This window comes from Streptomyces sp. NPDC054866 (genome assembly GCF_053610745.1).
The window spans coordinates 1,130,843-1,150,569 of the sequence record NZ_JBSGZA010000002.1; the positions used below are offsets into that span (position 1 = coordinate 1,130,843).

Consider the following 19,727-nt stretch of genomic DNA (forward strand, 5'->3'; position numbering starts at 1 on the left):
CCCTGGGGAGTACGCAAAGGGGCCCGCGTACCACCACCGCGGTACGCGGGCCCCCCTGGCCACGCTCAGTGATTGCGCGGGAAGCCCAGGTCGACGCCCGCCGGGGCGTCCGACGGGTCGGGCCAGCGGGTGGTGACCACCTTGCCCCGGGTGTAGAAGTGCGTCCCGTCATTTCCGTAGATGTGGTGATCTCCGAAGAGGGAGTCCTTCCAGCCACCGAAGGAGTGGTAGCCGACCGGCACCGGAATCGGGACGTTCACGCCCACCATTCCCGCCTCGATCTCCAGCTGGAAGCGGCGCGCGGCGCCGCCGTCACGCGTGAAGATCGCGGTGCCGTTGCCGAAGGGCGACGCGTTCATCAGCGCCACGCCCTCCTCGTAGGTGTCGACCCGCAGCACGCACAGGACGGGGCCGAAGATCTCGTCCTTGTACGCGTTGGCCGTCACCGGCACGCGGTCAAGGAGTGAGAGGCCGATCCAGTGGCCGTCCTCGAAGCCGTCGACGGTGTGGCCCGTGCCGTCGAGGACGACCTCGCAGCCCTCCGCCGCGGCGCCCGTGACGTACGAGGCGACCTTGTCGCGGTGGGCCGCTGTGATCAGCGGGCCCATCTCGGAGGTCGGGTCGTTGCCGGGGCCGATCTTGATCTTCTCGGCCCGCTCCTTGATCTTCGCGACGAGCTCGTCGCCGACCGCGCCGACCGCGACCACGGCCGAGATGGCCATGCAGCGCTCGCCCGCCGAGCCGTACGCCGCCGAGACGGCAGCGTCGGCCGCCGCGTCGAGGTCGGCGTCCGGCAGGACCAGCATGTGGTTCTTGGCGCCGCCGAGCGCCTGGACGCGCTTGCCGTTGGCGGTCGCGGTGGTGTGGATGTAGCGGGCGATCGGCGTGGAGCCCACGAAGGAGACGGCCGCCACGTCCGGGTGCTCCAGGAGGCGGTCGACGGCCACCTTGTCGCCGTGCACGACGTTGAAGACGCCGTCCGGGAGCCCTGCCTCGGAGAGCAGCTCGGCGATCTTCATCGAGGCCGAGGGGTCCTTCTCCGACGGCTTCAGGACGAAGGTGTTGCCGCACGCGATGGCCAGCGGGAACATCCACATCGGCACCATGGCCGGGAAGTTGAACGGCGTGATGCCCGCGACGACGCCCAGCGGCTGGCGGATGGACGACACGTCCACGCGCGAGGCGACCTCCGTCGACAGCTCGCCCTTCAGCTGGACCGTGATCCCGCACGCGAGGTCCACGATCTCCAGACCGCGGGCGACCTCGCCGAGCGCGTCCGAGTGCACCTTGCCGTGCTCGGCGGTGATCAGCTCGGCGATCGCGTCACGGTTGGCGTCGAGCAGCGCGCGGAAGGCGAAGAGGACCGAGGTGCGCTTGGCGAGCGAGGACTTGCCCCACGTGGCGTACGCCTCGCGCGCGGAGGCGACGGCGGCGTCCACCTCGTCGACGTCCGCGAAGGCGACCTGCGTGGTGACGGCGCCGGTCGCCGGGTCGGTCACCGGGCCGTACGTACCCGACGCGCCCTCGACAGTCTTGCCACCGATCCAGTGGTTGACGGTCTTCGTCATGACAAGCATCCCTACTCTCACATCTCACAGGTGGCGGCGTCGGGCTGAGACGTGCCGGTCGTACTCTTTCCTGGCCTTGATCGCCGACGGTCGGTCCGCGGTCTCGGCCACGGGCACATCCCACCACGCCTGCGCCGGGGGCGGGGGCGACACTGTGTCTGCCGTTTCCGTCTCCACGTAGACACATGTGGGGCGGTCTGCCGCCCGCGCTTCGGCGAGGGCATCGCGCAGGTCAGCCACTGTTTTGGCGCGGATCACGTGCATCCCGAGCGAGGCCGCGTTGGCCGCCAGATCGACGGGCAGCGGGGCGCCCGTGTACGTCCCGTCCTGCGCCCGGAAGCGGTAGGCCGTACCGAACCGCTCGCCGCCCACGGACTCGGAGAGCCCGCCGATGGACGCGTACCCGTGGTTCTGCAGGATCACGACCTTGACCGGGATGTTCTCCTGGACGGCCGTGACGATCTCGGTGGGCATCATCAGATACGTCCCGTCGCCCACCAGCGCCCAGACCGGGCGGTCCGGCGCCGCCATCGCGACGCCGATCGAGGCGGGGATCTCGTATCCCATGCAGGAGTAGCCGTACTCGACGTGGTACTGCCGGGGTGAGCGCGCCCTCCACAGCTTGTGGAGATCGCCGGGGAGGGATCCAGCCCCGTTGATGATCACGTCCTCGTCCGTGACCAACTCGTCGAGCAGGCCGAGGACTTGGAGCTGCGTGGGCCGTACGTCGGGTTCGTCGGCCGCGTACGCCGCGTCGACCCGCTGTTCCCACCGCACCTTGTCCTCGGTGTACTCGGCGACGTAAGCGGGCGGTACACGCCATCCCTCCAGGGCTCCGGTCAGCGCCTCCAGGCCCGCGCGGGCGTCCGCGATCAGAGGGGTGCCCGCCATTTTGTGGCCGTCGAACGCGGCGACGTTGAAGTTCACGAAGCGGACGTCCGGCGTCTCGAAGAGCGTGCCGGAGGCGGTGGTGAAGTCGCTGTAGCGGGTGCCGACGCCGATCACCAGATCGGCGGTGCGGGCGAGTTCGTCGGCCGTGGCCGTGCCCGTGTGCCCGATGCCGCCGACATCCGCGGGGTGGTCGAACCGCAGGGACCCCTTGCCGGCCTGGGTGGAGGCGACGGGGATGCCGGTCACGTCCGCGAGCTTCCGCAGCGCCTCCTCGGCCGCGCTGTGGTGGACGCCGCCGCCCGCGACGATCAGCGGCCGCCGCGCGTCACGCACGGCCCGTACCGCGGCGGCCAGTTCGCGCGGATCGGGTGCCTGACGGCGTACGCCCCACACCCTCTCCTCGAAGAACTCCTCCGGCCAGTCGAAGGCTTCCGCCTGTACGTCCTGCGGAAGCGCGAGCGTCACGGCGCCGGTCTCCGCCGGGTCGGTGAGCACGCGCATCGCGGCGAGCGCGGCCGGGATAAGGGCCTCGGGGCGGGTGATCCGGTCGAAGTACTTCGACACCGGGCGCAGACAGTCGTTCACCGACACGTCGCCCGCGTAAGGGACTTCGAGCTGCTGGAGCACCGGGTCGGCGGGGCGGGCCGCGAAGATGTCGCCGGGCAGGAGCAGGACGGGGAGGTGGTTGACGGTCGCGAGCGCGGCGCCCGTGACGAGGTTGGTCGCGCCGGGGCCGATGGAGGTGGTGACGGCGTGCGTGGACAGGCGGCCCGACTGGCGGGCGTACCCGACGGCGGCGTGCACCATGGCCTGTTCGTTGCGGCCCTGGAGGTAGGGCATCTCGTCGCCGTACTCGACGAGCGCCTGGCCGATGCCCGCTACGTTGCCGTGCCCGAAGATCCCCCAGGTGGCGCCGATGAGCCGCTGCCGCTCGCCGTCGCGCTCGGTGAACTGCCGGGCCAGGAAGCGGACGAGGGCCTGCGCGGTGGTGAGCCTCGTCGAGGTCATCGGTATCCCTCCGTGTGGTCGGGGTGGAAACAGATCCGCCACTCCCGTTCATCCCCAGGACCGCCCATCACATTCAGGTAGTACATGCTGTGCCCCGGCTGGGCGATCGACGGGCCGTGCCAGCCGTCGGGCACGAGCACGGCGTCGCCCGTCCGGACCTCGGCGAGGACGTCGGTCCCGCCGGGGCGCGAGGGGAAGACCCGCTGGTAGCCGAAGCCTTCTCGCCCTCCCTCGTCGGCCTCGATCTCGAAGTAGTAGATCTCTTCGAGCTCGGCCTCGACGCCGGGGCGGTGCTCGTCGTGCTTGTGCGGCGGGTACGAGGACCAGTTGCCGCCGGGTGTGATCACCTCGACGGCGATGAGGCGGTCGCAGTCGAAGGCGTCGGCGGACGCGAAGTTGCGGACCTCGCGGGCGCAGGTGCCGCTGCCGCGGTGCTCGACGGAAACCTCCGGCGCGGAGCCGTAGCGGGCGGGGAGTCGACGCTCGCACTTCGCTCCTGCCAGGGCGAAGCGGCCTCCCGCGCCGGAGGCGATCTGGATGTGGGCGTCACGGGGCACGTAGGCGAAGTCGCTCACTCCGCTGAACACGCTCTCTCTGCCCAGCAGTTCAATGATCTCGCCTTCCGCATGCACCGTACAGCCGCCGGTCAGCGGGAGCACGATCCATTCACTCTCCCCGGTGGCGAAGGAGTGTGTGGTGCCGGGTTCGATGTCGACCACGCGCAGCGCGGAAAAGACCAGACCGGACCGCTTGGGGTCGAGTTCCAGGGCATAGGGGCCTTCGGCCGCGCTGCCCTTCGGTACGTACGTCATGTGGCCCTCCTACAGCAGTCCGACGGCGGTGTCGACGGCGCCCGCCACGTCGCCGTCGGCCGGGTACAGCAGCGTGCGCCCGGCGACGAGGCCGTGCACTGTGGGCAGTTGCAGCGCCCCGCGCCACTTCTCGTACGCGGCGTCGCTGTCGTCACCGATGTCACCTCCGAGGAGGACCGCGGGCAGGGTCGAGGTCTCCATGACGCGCGCCATGTCGTCCGGATTCTCGGTCACGGGGACCTTCAGCCAGGTGTACGCCGATGTCCCGGCGAGCCCCGACGCGATGGCGATGGACGTGGTGACGGCCTCGGCGCTCAGGTCGTTGCACGGCGGCCCGCCGTCGGGGTCGCGGCGGCAGAGGAACGGCTCGACGAAGACGGGCAGTTTCCGGGCCGCCATGGCATCGACGGCGCGGGCGCTGGAGTGCAGCGTTTCGAGGGAGCCGGGGTCGTCGTAGGCGACCCGCAGCAGGAGCTTCCCGGCGTCGAACCCGAGCCGCTCGATGTCCTCGGCCCGATACCCCGTGAACCGGTCGTCCAGCTCGAACGAGGCCCCCGCGAGCCCGCCCCGGTTCATCGACCCCATGACGACCCTGCCGTCGAGGGCGCCGAGCAGCAGGAGGTCTTCGAGGATGTCCGCAGTGGCGAGCACGCCGTCCACGCGGGGGCGCGAGAGCGCGAGGCAGAGCCGTTCGAGGAGGTCCCCGCGGTTGGCCATGGCGAACTTGTCCCCGCCGACGGAGAGGGCGCCACGAGCGGGATGGTCGGCAGCGATGATCATCAGCCTGCCGCTGCCGCCGAGGAGCGTACGCCGGGTGCGCCGGGCGGCCGCTTCGGCGATGGCCTCGGGGTGGTGGGCCCGGACCCGGACGAGCTCGGCGAGGTCAATCATCTGTCACGGCTCCCGCGGCCAGCGCCGCCTCGACCTCGTCCGGGAACGGCATCGCCGACGAGCACTCCAGGCGCGATGCGACGATCGCCCCCGCCGCGTTGGCGTACCGCATGATCCGCTCCAACTCCCAGCCCGCGAGCAGCCCGTGGCACAGCGCCCCGCCGAAGGCGTCCCCGGCCCCGAGGCCGTTGAGGACCGTCACGGGCAGCGGTGGCACCTCGGCGGCCTCGCCCGAGCTGTTCATGGCGAGCACCCCCTTGGGCCCCTGCTTGACCACGGCGAGTTCGACGCCGGTCTCCAGCAACGCGCAGGCCGCGGCGAGAGGCTCACGCTCGCCGGTGGCGATCTCGACCTCGTCGACGTTGCCGACCGCGACGGTGGCCTGCGCGAGGGCCTCCCCGTAGAAGCCCCGCGCCTCCTCGGCCCGCTCCCAGAACATCGGCCGCCAGTCGAGGTCGAAGACGGTGAGCCCCGCCTTCGCCCGCCGCCGCAGCGCGGCCAGCGTCGCCGATCTGCTGGGCTCCGCGCAGAGCCCCGTACCCGTCATCCAGAACACCCGTGCGGCGGCGATCGCGTCGAGGTCGAGTTCCTTCTCGTACATCTCCAGGTCGGGCGCCTTCGGCTGCCGGTAGAAGTAGAGCGGGAAGTCGTCCGGCGGGAAGACCTCGCAGAAGGTCACCGGGGTCGGCAGGCCCGCGACCCCGCTCACCCACCGGTCGTCGACCCCGAACTCCCGCAGCTCGCGGTGCAGATACTCGCCGAAGGGGTCATCGCCGGTGCGCGTGACGACCGCCACCCGGCGGCCGAGCCGGGACGCGGCGACGGCGACGTTCGACGCCGAGCCGCCCAGGAACTTGCCGAAGGTGCTGACGTCGGCGAGAGCCACCCCCGCCTGCAAGGGATACAGATCCACCCCGATCCGGCCCATCGTGATCACGTCGTACGGATCGCTGACGTCGTACGGATCGGTCACCCTGCACTCCTCCTCGGCATCGCCCCCTATGGCCCTTGCCCCCTGGGCCCTCCCCTAGGTCTATTCCGCCCCACGGACCCTGTCAACACATTGTCCTTACATTCGGACTACTCCTTGACACCGTTCCGCGGCGCCCTGAAAGCTGGCGGACATGACGACGCTGTCACGCATCCGGATCGGCTCGGCACCCGACTCGTGGGGGGTGTGGTTCCCCGAGGATCCGGGCCAGGTCCCCTGGAGCCGCTTCCTCGACGAGGTGGCGGACTCCGGATACGAGTGGATCGAGCTCGGCCCTTACGGCTATCTGCCCAGCGATCCGGCCGTACTGACCGCCGAGACCCACAAGCGCGGCCTGAAGGTGTCGGCGGGAACGGTCTTCACGGGCCTGCACCACGGACCCTCCGTATGGGACAAGACGTGGGCCCATGTGGCCGACAACGCCGCGCTCGCCCAGGCGATGGGCGCCGAGCACCTCGTCGTCATCCCCTCCTTCTGGCGCGACGACAAGACCGGCGAGGTCCTGGAGGACCGCACGCTCACCCCGGAGCAGTGGCGTCAGCTCACGCTCCAGACCGAGCGGTTGGCGTACGAGGTGCGCGAGCGCTACGGCCTGCGTGTGGTCGTCCATCCCCATGCCGACACACACATCGACGACGAGGAGAACGTCACCCGCTTCCTCGACGCGACCGACGCCGACCTCGTCTCGCTGTGCCTGGACACGGGCCATTACGCCTACTGCGGCGGCGACAGCGTCAAGCTGATCGAGACGTACGGCGAGCGCATCGGCTATCTGCATCTCAAGCAGGTCGACCCTGCCGTGCTGGCCGAAGTGCGAGCGCAGGAGCTGCCGTTCGGGCCCGCCGTGGCCCGGGGCGTGATGTGCGAGCCGCCGACCGGGGTGCCCGCCATCGAACCGGTCCTCGCGGCGGCCCAGAAGCTGGGCGTCGACCTGTTCGCCATCGTCGAGCAGGACATGTACCCGTGCCCGCCGGACAAGCCGCTGCCCATCGCCCGCCGCACCCGCTCGTATCTGCGCTCCTGCGGGGCCTAGTCCGGTGGGCGGCTGGGAGGTCGCGCTCGCTGCCCCGCACCCCCGGCTGCGGCCCGGGGTCATCAGCTACCGCGGGTTCCGGCTCGCGCTCGGCCGGCCGCGGCGCAGGCTGGAGGTGCCGATCGGTGCGGTGACGCTGATGTTCGGCTTCGAGCAGCCGGTGCGGATATCGGGGCTCGCGGGTGCGGGACTTGAGCCGGTGACGCTGGTCTCGGTGCTTTCGGGGCTCGGTACGACGCCGGTGCTCGGCGAGCACGACGGCCGCCTCGCGGGCATCGAGGTACTGCTCGCCCCCTGGGCCGCGTTCACTCTCTTCGGCACCGCCCTGCACGAAGTGGCCGACCGGAGCCTCGACCCGGACGCGTTCGGGGTCCGGCCGGGCCCCGGCCGCTGGGCCAGCGTCGCCGAACTCTCGGCGGCGCTCGGCGCGCTGCCCTCGTGGTCAGCCCGGTTCGCCCTCCTGGACGACGTCTTCGCCCGCTGGTCCGAGGCCGGGCCGCCGTCCTGCGGCCGGACGGTGCGGGCGTGGGCCGAGCTGGTGCGCACCCGGGGCGCCGCCCCCGTGGGGCACATCGCCGATGAGGTGGGCTGGAGCGTACGGCAGCTGGAGAACCGCTTCCGGGAGCAGATCGGCATCGGGCCCAAGGCCGCGGGCCGCGTCCTGCGGCTCCAGCGGGCGCGGCGGATGCTGGTGGCGGGGCGCACGCAGGCGGAGACCGCCGCGGCCTGCGGTTTCTACGATCAGGCGCATCTGAGCGGCGAGTTCAGGGCCATGACGGGCTGCACGCCGCGTGAGTTCGCCGCGGTACGGCGCACGCTCCTGGCCCCCGGCGGCGGGCCGCCTTCGGCCGACCGGCTCGCGGACGAGCCGACGAGCCTGGTCCTCGCCTGAGGCAGGGCGGGCAGGGCCGCCCGCGGCTGCGCGTTGCGGTTTTTTCCAATACCGCAGCACCCCACCGACGGCACGCTGTTGCCTTCGGGCCATCTGGCGCGGGGGAACCCTTCGATGCCATCCGGCGCGGAGGGGAGCCGATGGACCGGGCCTGGCGCAGCAGGCCCGGTCCATCTCGCGCGCTTCGTCTCCGTGCGCCCACGGCGCGCCGCTCCTACGCGCCCCCCGCATGCATCACAACCGTCACAAACAACCTCCTCCTGTCACACATGTCCCGTATACGCGGGTCTTGCGTCACAGGCGGTCGACAGCCGCCCCCCTGCGCTCTCGCCGCGTCGTTCACCGGGCACAGGCTGAGTGATCGCCAGCGACGCGCCGCAGCTCCCCCGACGGCTCCTCCCGAGCCGCCCCTGTGGCGCCCGCAGGGAGGTGCCACTGATGACGGACCGAAGGCTCTGGTCGTACAAGGACATCGCCGCACACATCCGGGTCCAGCCCGACACCGTGCGCTCCTACCGCAAGCACGGCTTGCTGCCCGCGCCCGACCACGTGGAGTCCGGCAAGCCCTACTGGTACGCGGACACCATCCGCGCCTGGGTCGCCGCGAGGCCACGCAACCGCGGGCGCAGAGACTGACCGCGCCGACCCCCCTCATTGAGGTGTACCCCCTAGGGGTATACAGTAGTGAGTGTCAGGGGGTCTCCGGGAACACCGGGACCACTCCTGCACATTACGACGCACAAGCAGGCACGCACACACGCCGCACCCTCACCGAGGAGAACGACATGAGCGCCCAGACCGAGCTCCCGCAGGCCGAGACCACCGGCTCCTGCTGCTCCCCCAGCGGTTCCTGCCACTCCGACGGCGCCGCAGGGACGCCGCAGGGCGCCGTGACGACCGTGTACGAGGTGACCGGCATGACCTGTGGTCACTGCGAGGGTGCCGTCAGCAGTGAGATCTCGGAGATCGCCGGCGTCAGCTCCGTCAAGGCGGTGGCCTCCACGGGCCTGGTGACCGTGGTCTCCGAGGCCCCGCTGGACGAGGCCGCGGTCCGCGCCGCGGTCGACGAGGCGGGTTACGAACTCACCGGTGTCAGCAAGGCCTGACCCGACCCCTGCCGGGTACCCCGGGCCCTGTGACACCGTCACAGGGCCCGCAGCCGCTTCACCCCAGACGTACGAGAGAGCCATGAACGAAGTCGAACTCGCCGTCGGCGGAATGACCTGCGCCTCCTGCTCCGCCCGCATCGAGAAGAAGCTGAACCGCGTGGAGGGCGTGACCGCGTCGGTCAATCTCGCCACGGAGAAGGCGAAGGTCTCGTACGCGGAAGGGGTCGAGGTCGCGCAGCTGATCGCGACGGTCGAGAAGCTGGGTTACAGCGCGCAAGAGATCGTGCCGCCTCCGCCCGAGCCGGAGGCGCCGGCCACCACCGCCGACATCACCGAGCCGGACACCTTGCGCCAGCGCCTCATCGGCTCGGCGCTCCTTTCGCTGCCCGTCGTCCTGCTCGCGATGATCCCCGCGCTCCAGTTCGACAACTGGCAGTGGCTCTCACTGACCCTGGCCGCGCCCGTCGTGGTCTGGGGCGGGTTCCCCTTCCACAGGGCGGCGTTCACGAACCTGCGGCACGGCGCGGCGACCATGGACACCCTGGTGTCGGTGGGCACGCTCGCCGCGTTCGGCTGGTCGCTGTGGGCGCTCTTCCTCGGGGACGCGGGGATGCCGGGGATGCGGCACGGCTTCGAGTTCACGGTGTCGCGTGCCGACGCCGCGTCGACGCTCTACCTCGAAGTGGCCGCGGGCGTCATCACGTTCATCCTGCTCGGCCGCTGGCTGGAGGCCCGCGCCAAGCGGAAGGCGGGCTCGGCGCTGCACGCGCTGCTCGAACTGGGCGCCAAGGACGCGGCCGTGCTGCGGGACGGCGCGGAGGTCCGTGTGCCGGTCGCGCGTCTCGTGGTCGGCGACCGTTTCGTCGTACGCCCCGGGGAGACCGTCGCGACCGACGGCACCGTCGTCGACGGCGCCTCCGCGGTCGACGTCTCGATGCTGACCGGTGAGTCCGTTCCGGTGGACGTGGCCGCGGGCGACGCGGTGACCGGGGCGACCACGAACGTCTCGGGGCGGCTCGTCGTCGAGGCCACGCGCGTCGGCTCCGACACCCAACTGGCCAGGATGGCGAAGCTCGTCGAGGACGCGCAGACCGGCAAGGCACAGGTGCAGCGCCTGGCCGACCGGATCGCCGGGATCTTCGTGCCGGTGGTCCTGATGATCGCCACCGCCACGCTCGGCGGCTGGCTCGGCGCCACCGGCGACGTGACCGCCGCCTTCACCGCGGCCGTCGCCGTCCTGATCATCGCCTGCCCGTGCGCCCTCGGCCTCGCGACCCCGACCGCCCTGATGGTCGGCACCGGGCGCGGCGCGCAGCTCGGCATCCTCATCAAGGGCCCCGAAGTCCTCGAATCCACGCGCCGGGTGGACACCGTCGTCCTGGACAAGACCGGAACGGTGACGACGGGACGCATGACGCTGCGGGACGTGTACGCCGCCGGGGAGACCGAGGAGAAGGAGTTGCTGCGGCTCGCGGGCGCCCTGGAGCACGCCTCCGAGCATCCCGTGGCACGGGCCGTCGCGGCGGGCGCCGCCGCGGAGTTGGGTCTTTCGGTGGGCGCGCTGCCCGCCGTGGAGGGTTTCGAGAACGTCGCGGGGTCGGGCGTGCGCGGCACGGTGGAAGGTCACCTGGTGCTCGTGGGCCGTGAGCGGCTGCTCGCGGACGCGGGGGTCGAGGGGCTCACTTCGGTGGCCGGGCTCAAGGCGAAGGCCGAGGCGGCGGGACGTACGGCCGTGCTGGTCGCCTGGGACGGCGTGGCGCGCGGCGTCCTCACCGTCGCCGACGCCGTCAAGGACACCAGCGCCGAAGCGGTGCGCGAGCTGCGTGCTCTGGGCCTTACGCCTGTGCTGCTCACCGGGGACAACGAGGCCGTCGCCCAGGCGGTGGCGAAGGCCGTCGGCATCGGGGCGGACGCCGTGTACGCCGATGTCCTGCCCGAGGACAAGGTCGATGTCGTACGGCGGCTGCGGGACGAGGGCAAGGTCGTCGCGATGGTCGGGGACGGCGTCAACGACGCGGCGGCGCTCGCCACCGCCGATCTGGGCCTCGCGATGGGCACGGGCACGGACGCGGCCATCGAGGCGAGCGATCTGACGCTGGTGCGCGGGGACTTGCGCGGGGCGGCCGACGCGATCAGGCTCTCCCGTAAGACCCTCGCCACGATCAAGGGCAATCTCTTCTGGGCCTTCGGCTACAACGTCGCCGCGCTGCCGCTCGCCGCGGCCGGGCTCCTGAACCCGATGATCGCGGGGGCCGCGATGGCGTTCTCCTCGGTCTTCGTCGTGACCAACAGCCTTCGCCTCAGGACTTTTACATAGTCTCTTCACATACCGGTCGCAGCATCCTCACCCCTGAGTCCGGATCGGCATATTGGTGCCCTTGCGCATGTACAGGACATATGATGGAGACGCAGATCACAGCGATCCCAACGTAACCATTCCAGGGGTTCGCGAGTCTAAGAGGGCGATGCCAGGGACGTCTTGGGGGACGTCTCTAGACATCGGGGACATCTTGGGGGATGTTCCTAGGAATGCGTTGGCCGGGACACGTGCACCGGGGAGCTTGAGCGGCCCTCCTGTACGTACGGGTCCCGGCAGATCGCAGTACGAGCAGTACAACTGGCGCGCTGCCACCACAGACGCCCGGCCGGATCCCGTGGGGGGAATCCGCACCGGGAAACAGGAAAGCGCCCCGACCGTCGACCCGTGGGGGGATCGGCGGCGGGGCGCTTTTCGCTTGGCGCCCTCTGTGGCGCCTACGGCATGCGGGTCAGCGACCCTCGACCGGGACGAAGTCCCGCAGGACCTCACCGGTGTAGATCTGGCGCGGGCGCCCGATGCGGGATCCCGGCTCCTTGATCATCTCGTGCCACTGCGCGATCCAGCCGGGCAACCGGCCAAGCGCGAACAGCACGGTGAACATCTCGGTCGGGAAGCCCATCGCGCGGTAGATGAGACCCGTGTAGAAGTCCACGTTCGGGTACAGCTTGCGCTCGACGAAGTAGTCGTCGGCCAGTGCGTGCTCTTCGAGCTTGAGCGCGATGTCGAGCAGCTCGTCGTCCTTGCCGAGAGCCGAGAGGACGTCGTGCGCCGCAGCCTTGATGATCTTCGCCCGGGGGTCGAAGTTCTTGTAGACGCGGTGCCCGAAGCCCATGAGCTTCACGCCGTCTTCCTTGTTCTTCACCTTGCGGATGAAGGTGTCGACGTCGCCGCCGTCCTGCTTGATGCCCTCGAGCATCTCCAGGACGGACTGGTTGGCGCCACCGTGCAGCGGACCCCAGAGGGCCGAGATGCCGGCGGAGATCGAGGCGAACATGTTCGCCTGCGAGGAGCCCACCAGACGCACGGTGGAGGTCGAACAGTTCTGCTCGTGGTCCGCGTGCAGGATCAGGAGCTTGTCGAGCGCGGAGACGACGACCGGGTCGAGTTCGTAGTCCGCGGCCGGCACGGAGAACGTCATGCGCAGGAAGTTCTCGACGTAACCGAGGTCGTTGCTCGGGTAGACGACCGGGTGGCCCACGGACTTCTTGTAGGCGTACGCCGCGATCGTCGGAAGCTTGGCGAGAAGGCGGATCGTCGAAAGGTGACGCTGCTTCTCGTCGAACGGGTTGTGGCTGTCCTGGTAGAACGTCGACAGCGCGCTGACCACGGACGACAGCATCGCCATCGGGTGGGCGTCACGCGGGAAGCCGTCGTAGAACCGCTTGACGTCCTCGTGCAGCAGGGTGTGCTGCGTGATCTCGTTCTTGAAGCTGGCGAGCTCGTCGACCTTCGGCAGTTCGCCGTTGATCAGCAGGTACGCCACCTCGGTGAAGGTGGAGCGCTCGGCCAGCTGCTCGATCGGGTAGCCGCGGTACCGGAGGATGCCCTGCTCGCCGTCGAGATAGGTGATGGCGGATTTATAGGCGGCGGTGTTGCCATAGCCGCTGTCCAGGGTCACCAGACCGGTCTGGGCGCGGAGCTTCCCGATGTCGAAGCCCTTGTCGCCGACGGTCGAATCGATCACCGGGTAGGTGTACTCGCCATCGCCGTACCGCAGTACTACAGAGTTGTCGCTCACGTCATCCCTCACCGACGTTGTGCCTCTTCTTCGAGGTGCCCTGACTGTCTCTACCATCCCCCATTTGGCCCTGGAGAGTGCACTCGGGGTCGACCATTGGGCCTATCGGCGGCACTCAGTGCCGCCAACCTACTCATCCTGCCCCTCGTCGCCCCGGTTGCGGAAGGCTCTGTGACCTTTCCTACTCGTTTGATCGATCAAAATTTCCCACGGCCTCCGCCGAGCCGGAAATCCAGGGCCGTGCAGCGTCTGCCCGCGGAGACCGTGCGCACCGCTTGTCCCAGAGCCTTGCGCGAACCGACCAGGACGACCAGCTTCTTGGCGCGCGTGACCGCCGTGTAGAGCAGGTTCCGCTGGAGCATCATCCACGCGCCCGTGGTCACGGGGATCACCACCGCCGGATACTCACTGCCCTGGGAGCGGTGGATGGTGACCGCGTACGCGTGCGTCAGTTCGTCCAGTTCATCGAAGTCGTACGGAATCTCCTCGTCCTCGTCCGTCAGGACCGTGAGCCGCTGCTCGTCGGAGTCGAGCGAGGTGACTACTCCGACGGTGCCATTGAAGACGCCGTTCTGCCCCTTCTCGTAGTTGTTGCGGATCTGGGTGACCTTGTCGCCGACGCGGAACACCCGGCCGCCGAAGCGCTTCTCCGGTACGTCGGGTCTGCTCGGGGTGATGGCCTGCTGGAGGAGGCCGTTCAGGTTCCCCGCGCCTGCGGGGCCGCGGTGCATGGGCGCGAGCACCTGGACGTCACGGCGCGGGTCGAGGCCGAACTTGGCCGGAATGCGGTTCGCCGCCACGTCGACGGTGACCCGTCCCGCGTCCTCGGTCTCGTCCTCGACGAAGAGGAAGAAGTCGTTCAGGCCCTGGGTGATGGGCGGCACCCCGGAGTTGATGCGGTGGGCGTTCGTGACGACGCCGGACTGCTTGGCCTGGCGGAAGATGTGGGTGAGCCGGACCGCGGGGAGAGGGCTCTGCTCGCTGAGCATGTCCCGCAGGACCTCGCCGGCGCCGACACTCGGCAGCTGGTCCACGTCTCCGACGAACAGGAGGTGGGCACCGGGGGCGACGGCCTTCACCAGCTTGTTGGCCAGGAGCAGGTCCAGCATGGACGCCTCGTCGACCACGACGAGGTCGGCGTCGAGCGGCCGGTCCTTGTCGTAGGCGGCGTCGCCTCCCGGCTTCAGCTCCAGGAGGCGGTGGACGGTGGAGGCTTCGGCGCCGGTGAGCTCGGCGAGGCGCTTGGCGGCACGGCCCGTGGGGGCGGCGAGGACGACCTTGGCCTTCTTGGCGCGGGCCAGCTCCACGATGGACCGGACCGTGAAGGACTTGCCGCAGCCGGGGCCTCCGGTGAGGACGGCCGCCTTCTGCGTCAGCGCGAGCCGGACGGCCGCTTCCTGCTCGGGGGCGAGCTCGGCGCCCGTACGGGTGGCGAGCCAGGCCAGTGCCTTGCCCCAGTCGACGTCCTGGAAGGCGGACAGGCGGTCGTCCGACGCCCGCAGGAGGCGCAGGAGCTGGGCGGAGAGGGAGAGTTCCGCGCGGTGGAAGGGGACGAGGTAGACGGCGGTGACGTCCTCCTCCCCGTCGGGGCCGGGGACGCTCTCGCGCACGACGCCTTCGTCCTCCGTGGCCAGCTGCGCCAGGCAGTCGATGACCAGGCCCGTGTCCACCTGGAGCAGCTTCACCGCGTCCGCGATGAGGCGCTCCTCCGGGAGATAGCAGTTGCCCTGGTCGGTGGATTGCGAGAGTGCGTACTGCAGGCCGGCCTTGACCCGTTCCGGGCTGTCGTGCGGGATGCCGACGGACTGGGCGATGCGGTCCGCGGTGAGGAAGCCGATGCCCCAGACGTCCGCGGCGAGGCGGTAGGGCTCGTTCTTCACTATGGAGATGGAGGCGTCCGCGTACTTCTTGTAGATGCGGACGGCGATGGAGGTGGAGACGCCGACGCCTTGCAGGAAGACCATCACCTCCTTGATGGCCTTCTGCTCCTCCCAGGCCGCGGCGATCATCTTGGTGCGTTTGGGGCCGAGGCCGGGGACCTCGACGAGGCGCTTGGGTTCCTTCTCGATGATGTCGAGGGTGTCCACGCCGAAGTGGGTGGTGATGCGGTCGGCCATGACGGGGCCGATGCCCTTGATGAGGCCTGAGCCGAGATAGCGGCGGATGCCTTGGATGGTGGCGGGGAGGATGGTGGTGTAGTTCTCCACCGTGAACTGCTTGCCGTACTGGGCGTGGGAGCCCCAGCGGCCCTCCATGCGGAGGGATTCGCCCGCCTGCGCGCCCAGCAGTGCGCCTACGACGGTGAGGAGATCGCCGCTGCCGCGGCCGGTGTCCACGCGGGCGACCGTGTACCCGTTCTCCTCGTTGGCGTAGGTGATCCGCTCCAGGACTCCCTCGACCACCGCCGAAGCGGCCGCTGCTTTGGCTGGACTCGACATGGGCCGACGCTATCGCTAGGCACTGACAGCGTGCGAAGCCTGTGGACAACTCCGCGGCTGCCGGGCCGTGGTGGTGGCCGCAGCTTCGAGGGGGCCCGGTCTCTCGACCGGGCCCCCTCGGGTCTCCCCTCCCCTGTCAGAACTCCGCTGATCCCCCCAGATCTCCCCCCACGGAAGTCCCGACGCACAGTACGACCCGCGTCGGGCGGGAAGGGTTGCACGGGCAAGGCTAAGAATCTTCGGGGTGCCGACGATGTCGGACAGACGTAACTTTTAACGCATGAGCGAAGAATCTCCCGAAAACTCCACGCCTGAGACCTCGCTGGAGAAGGACGTCCTCGACGAACTCGGCGACGACAGGCTCCAGGAGATCGCGGGGCTCCTCGGTACGGACGCCGCGGGGGCGCAGGACGTGGTGGGCACCACGGTGACCGCGCTCTCGGGGAACCTTCAGGAGAAGGCGGAGGATCCCGCGGAGGCGGCGGAGGTCGAGCAGGCGCTCGCCGAGACGGCGCCTGCCGAACCTACTCCGCAGGGGATCGCCGGGTTCGGGGGCTTCGGCGGTCTCGCGGCGGGCGGGATGCTGTCCGGGGTGCTTGCGAAGATGAGCAGGCCGGTGGCGGCCGCGGTGGCGAAGAAGACGGGGTTGCCCGCGGCTTCCGTGACCCGGGTGATCGAACTCCTGATCCCGGTGCTCCTGACGGTGCTGACGAAACGGGCCCGGACGTCGCCGAAGCCGGGCGCCACGGGCTCCCCCGGGGGCGGCGGCATCGGCGACCTCCTGAACCAGATCCTGGGCGGCAAGAAGCGGTAGCCCGGGGCCGCGGGGTGGCAAGGTCAGCAGGCGTGCTCGACGTACGCCGTGGCCGTCTCTGCCAGGAGCTCCCTGCCCGGACGTGACCACAGGGTCTCGTTGAAGAGCTCCACCTCGATCGGGCCCCCGTAGCCCGCCCTCTCCACCAGGGAGCGCCACGACCGCAGGTCGACCGAGCCCTCCCCCAGCTGCCCCCGGCCGTTCAGTACGCCCTCCGGCAACGGCGTCACCCAGTCCGCCAGTTGGAACGCGTGGAGGCGGCCGCCCCGCCCCGCGCGGTCGATCTGCGCGGGAGCCGTGTCGTCCCACCACACGTGGTACGTGTCGACGCAGACCCCGACCTGGGAAGCCGGAAAGCGCTCCGCCAGGTCAAGCGCCTGGGCCAGCGTGGAGACCACGCAGCGGTCCGACGCGAACATGGGGTGGAGGGGTTCGATGGCCAGGCGGACCCCCCGCGAGGCCGCGTACGGGGCCAGCTCCGCCAGCGCTTCGGCGATCCGCCCCCTCGCTCCGTGCAGGTCCTTGCCGCCCTCGGGCAAGCCGCCCGAGACCAGCACCAGCGTGTCCGTACCCAGCGTCGCCGCCTCGTCGATCGCCGCCCTGTTGTCGTCGACGGCCCGCACGCGCGCGTGCGGCTCGGTCGCCGTCAGGAAGCCGCCCCGGCAGAGCGTGGTGACCGTCAGGCCCGCGTCACGCATCAGCTTGGCGGTCCGTTCCAGGCCGTACGACCGGACCGGCTCTCGCCAGAGGCCCACCCCCGTCACGCCCAAGTCGCCGCACGCCGCCACCAGTTCCGGCAGCGACAGCTGCTTGACCGTCATCTGGTTGATGGAGAAGCGCGCCAGGGCGGCCCCGCTCTCGCTCATTGCTGGACTCCGTACGTGGTGAGCAGGGATTTCATCCGGGACTCGGCGAGGAGCGGGTCCGGGAACAGGCCGAGGCCGTCCGCCAGTTCGTAGGCGTGGCACAAGTGCGGCAGCGACCTCGCCGACTGGAAGCCCCCCACCATCGTGAAGTGGGTCTGGTGGCCCGCAAGCCATGCCAGGAACACCACACCCGTCTTGTAGAAGCGGGTGGGGGCCTTGAAGAGGTGGCGGGAGAGTTCGACCGTGGGGTCGAGGCGGGCGCGGAACGCCTTGGAGTCGCCGGTGTCCAGCGCGCGCACCGCCTCCGCCGCCAGTGGAGCCAGCGGGTCGAAGATGCCGAGCAGGGCGTGGCTGAAGCCGTGCTCGTCGCCCTCGATCAGCTCGGGGTAGTTGAAGTCGTCGCCCGTGTAGCAGCGGACGCCGTCCGGGAGGCGGCGGCGCAGGGCGATCTCGCGCCCGGGGTCGAGGAGGGAGATCTTGATGCCGTCGACCTTGTCGGGGTGCGCGGCGATGACCTCCAGGAAGGTCTCGGTCGCCGCGTCCAGGTCCTCGCTGCCCCAGTAGCCGGTGAGCGCCGGGTCGAACATCGGGCCGAGCCAGTGCAGGATCACCGGCTCGCTCGCCTGACGCAGGAGGTGTCCGTACGTCTCCAGATAGTCGTCCGGCGACGTGGCGACGGCGGCGAGCGCCCTCGACGCCATCAGGATCACCTGGGCGCCGCTCGACTCGACCAGGGCCAGCTGTTCCTCGTACGCGGCGCGGACCGTCAGCAGGTCCGCGGCGCCCGTCAGTTGGTCCGCGGCGCCTGTCAGTTGGTCCGTGCCCGCGCCGCAGGCGATCTTGCCGCCCTCCGCCTTCGCCTCCGCCGCCGAACGCCTGATCAGTTCCGCGGCGCCCTTCCAGTCCAGGCCCATTCCGCGTTGTGCCGTGTCCATCGCCTCGGCCACCCCGAGGCCCTGCGTCCACAGGTGGCGGCGGAAGGCGAGCGTCGCGTCCCAGTCGACGGCCGCCGGGGAGTCCGGGGACACGTCGGCGTAGGGGTCCGCCACCACGTGCGCCGCCGAGAAGACCGTGCGGGAGGTGAGGGGCGAGCTGCCGGGGGCCATCTGCGCGGGGCTCCGGCGGGGCTCGTACGGGCGCGTGGTGCCGTCCTCGCGCGGGAGCAGGAGCGTCATCGGTCGATCTCCGGTACCTCGATGCGGCGGCCCTCCGCCGAGGACTTCAGGCCCAGTTCGGCGAGCTGCACGCCGCGTGCGCCCGCGTGCAGGTCCCAGTGGTAGGGCGCGTCCGCGTACACGTGCTTCAGGAACAGCTCCCACTGTGCCTTGAAGCCGTTGTCGAACTCCTGGTTGTCGGGCACCTCCTGCCACTGGTCCCGGAAGGAGTGGGTGACGGGCAGGTCCGGGTTCCAGACCGGCTTGGGGGTGTTGCTGCGGTGCTGTACGCGGCAGTTGCGCAGGCCCGCGACCGCCGAGCCCTCCGTGCCGTCCACCTGGAACTCGACCAGTTCGTCGCGGTTCACGCGCACGGTCCAGGAGGAGTTGATCTGCGCGATCGCGCCGCCTTCGAGCTCGAAGATGCCGTACGCCGCGTCGTCCGCCGTCGCGTCGTAGGGCTTGTCCCGCTCGTCCCAGCGCTGCGGTACGTGGGTCGCGGCGAGGGCCTGGACGCTGCGTACGCGGCCGAACAGCTCGTGCAGTACGTACTCCCAGTGCGGGAACATGTCGACGACGATGCCGCCGCCGTCCTCCGCGCGGTAGTTCCAGGAGGGGCGCTGGGCGCTCTGCCAGTCGCCCTCGAAGACCCAGTAGCCGAACTCGCCCCGGATGGAGAGGATCTGGCCGAAGAAGCCGCCGTCGATCAGGCGCTTCAGCTTCAGCAGGCCCGGTAGAAAGAGCTTGTCCTGGACCACGCCGTGCTTGATGCCGGCCGCCTGGGCGAGGCGGGCCAGTTCGAGGGCTCCGGCGAGGCCTGTCGCGGACGGCTTCTCGGTGTAGACGTGCTTGCCCGCGGCGATGGCCCGCTTGATGGCTTCCTCGCGCGCGGAGGTGACCTGCGCGTCGAAGTAGATGTCGATGGAGGGGTCGGCGAGGACCGCGTCCAGGTCGGTCGAGACGTGTGTCTCGGGGTCAAGTCCGTGCCGCTCCGCGATCTCCCGCAGTGCGTGCTCTCTGCGGCCCACCAGGACCGGCTCGGGCCACAGCACCGTGCCGTCGGCGTCGCCCAGCGGGAGTCCGCCCTGCTCGCGCAGGGCGAGCAGGGAGCGGACGAGGTGCTGGCGGTAGCCCATCCGTCCCGTCACACCGTTCATGGCGATGCGCACCGTCTTGCGAGTCACAGGGGTCCCTCCGTACGC

General features: G+C 70.3%; 16 protein-coding genes. 6 read left to right on the forward strand and 10 right to left on the reverse strand.

Annotated features, from left to right (window positions below):
* Positions 1 to 65: 65 nt before the first annotated feature.
* Genes mmsA through iolC form a run of 5 tightly spaced genes read right to left on the reverse strand, consistent with a single transcriptional unit; the run spans position 66 to position 6,098 of the window.
* Positions 66 to 1,568 (reverse strand): CoA-acylating methylmalonate-semialdehyde dehydrogenase, encoded by a 1,503-nt coding sequence (gene mmsA, locus ACWGI2_RS13765; RefSeq protein WP_453695407.1) that lies wholly within the window; start codon positions 1,566 to 1,568, stop codon positions 66 to 68.
* Between the two features lie 24 nt (positions 1,569 to 1,592).
* Positions 1,593 to 3,467, reverse strand: coding sequence for a 3D-(3,5/4)-trihydroxycyclohexane-1,2-dione acylhydrolase (decyclizing) (gene iolD / locus ACWGI2_RS13770; protein ID WP_453695409.1), 1,875 nt, complete (start codon positions 3,465 to 3,467; stop codon positions 1,593 to 1,595).
* Positions 3,464 to 4,279 carry a 5-deoxy-glucuronate isomerase gene (gene iolB / locus ACWGI2_RS13775; protein ID WP_453695410.1) on the reverse strand — a complete coding sequence of 272 codons (816 nt, stop codon included), beginning with the start codon at positions 4,277 to 4,279 and terminating at the stop codon, positions 3,464 to 3,466. The genes iolD and iolB overlap by 4 nt, the downstream gene beginning before the upstream one ends.
* Before the next feature lie 9 nt (positions 4,280 to 4,288).
* Entirely contained in the window at positions 4,289 to 5,170 is an 882-nt protein-coding gene (locus ACWGI2_RS13780; protein WP_453695411.1) for a Cgl0159 family (beta/alpha)8-fold protein, read from the reverse strand.
* On the reverse strand, positions 5,163 to 6,098 hold the full coding sequence (gene iolC, locus ACWGI2_RS13785) for a 5-dehydro-2-deoxygluconokinase (RefSeq protein WP_453695755.1): 936 nt from the start codon (positions 6,096 to 6,098) through the stop codon (positions 5,163 to 5,165). Before iolC ends, ACWGI2_RS13780 begins: the two co-directional genes overlap by 8 nt.
* 196 nt (positions 6,099 to 6,294) lie before the next feature.
* On the opposite strand from iolC, the gene ACWGI2_RS13790 reads away from it, so the two are divergent.
* The 5 genes from ACWGI2_RS13790 (at position 6,295) to ACWGI2_RS13810 (ending at position 11,512) form a co-directional block, all read left to right on the forward strand.
* Complete coding sequence (locus tag ACWGI2_RS13790) at positions 6,295 to 7,194, forward strand: sugar phosphate isomerase/epimerase family protein (protein ID WP_453695412.1); 900 nt, start codon at positions 6,295 to 6,297, stop codon at positions 7,192 to 7,194.
* Positions 7,195 to 7,198: 4 nt separating this feature from the next.
* On the forward strand, positions 7,199 to 8,086 hold the full coding sequence (locus tag ACWGI2_RS13795) for a helix-turn-helix domain-containing protein (RefSeq protein ID WP_453695413.1): 888 nt from the start codon (positions 7,199 to 7,201) through the stop codon (positions 8,084 to 8,086).
* A gap of 438 nt (positions 8,087 to 8,524) precedes the next feature.
* Positions 8,525 to 8,722, forward strand: a complete 198-nt coding sequence (locus ACWGI2_RS13800) for a helix-turn-helix transcriptional regulator (protein ID WP_160505130.1) — start codon at positions 8,525 to 8,527, stop codon at positions 8,720 to 8,722.
* 149 nt (positions 8,723 to 8,871) lie between these two features.
* A complete protein-coding gene (locus ACWGI2_RS13805; protein WP_453395625.1) occupies positions 8,872 to 9,192 on the forward strand; it encodes a heavy-metal-associated domain-containing protein in 321 nt (106 codons plus the stop codon).
* A gap of 82 nt (positions 9,193 to 9,274) precedes the next feature.
* Complete coding sequence (locus ACWGI2_RS13810; RefSeq protein WP_453695414.1) at positions 9,275 to 11,512, forward strand: heavy metal translocating P-type ATPase; 2,238 nt, start codon at positions 9,275 to 9,277, stop codon at positions 11,510 to 11,512.
* 451 nt (positions 11,513 to 11,963) lie between these two features.
* Here ACWGI2_RS13810 and ACWGI2_RS13815 read toward each other — a convergent pair whose 3' ends face one another.
* Positions 11,964 to 13,253: a citrate synthase gene (locus ACWGI2_RS13815; RefSeq protein WP_160505133.1), complete on the reverse strand. Its 1,290-nt coding sequence runs from the start codon at positions 13,251 to 13,253 to the stop codon at positions 11,964 to 11,966.
* A 197-nt stretch (positions 13,254 to 13,450) separates the two neighbouring features.
* Positions 13,451 to 15,691: an SF1B family DNA helicase RecD2 gene (recD2, locus tag ACWGI2_RS13820; protein WP_453695416.1), complete on the reverse strand. Its 2,241-nt coding sequence runs from the start codon at positions 15,689 to 15,691 to the stop codon at positions 13,451 to 13,453.
* A gap of 280 nt (positions 15,692 to 15,971) precedes the next feature.
* Between recD2 and ACWGI2_RS13825 the strand changes: the two genes are divergently transcribed.
* The gene (locus ACWGI2_RS13825) at positions 15,972 to 16,505 is read left to right on the forward strand and encodes a DUF937 domain-containing protein (RefSeq protein WP_453395628.1); all 534 of its coding nucleotides are present in this window, start codon (positions 15,972 to 15,974) and stop codon (positions 16,503 to 16,505) included.
* Positions 16,506 to 16,528: 23 nt separating this feature from the next.
* Here the strand turns inward: ACWGI2_RS13825 and ACWGI2_RS13830 are convergent, their stop codons facing one another.
* From ACWGI2_RS13830 to ACWGI2_RS13840, 3 genes are read right to left on the reverse strand one after another with little or no spacing between them, the layout of a single operon-like run.
* Positions 16,529 to 17,371 (reverse strand): sugar phosphate isomerase/epimerase family protein, encoded by an 843-nt coding sequence (locus ACWGI2_RS13830; protein WP_453695417.1) that lies wholly within the window; start codon positions 17,369 to 17,371, stop codon positions 16,529 to 16,531.
* Complete coding sequence (locus ACWGI2_RS13835; protein ID WP_453695418.1) at positions 17,368 to 18,546, reverse strand: dihydrodipicolinate synthase family protein; 1,179 nt, start codon at positions 18,544 to 18,546, stop codon at positions 17,368 to 17,370. Before ACWGI2_RS13835 ends, ACWGI2_RS13830 begins: the two co-directional genes overlap by 4 nt.
* Positions 18,543 to 19,709 carry a Gfo/Idh/MocA family protein gene (locus tag ACWGI2_RS13840; protein WP_453695420.1) on the reverse strand — a complete coding sequence of 389 codons (1,167 nt, stop codon included), beginning with the start codon at positions 19,707 to 19,709 and terminating at the stop codon, positions 18,543 to 18,545. Before ACWGI2_RS13840 ends, ACWGI2_RS13835 begins: the two co-directional genes overlap by 4 nt.
* Positions 19,710 to 19,727: the final 18 nt, after the last annotated feature.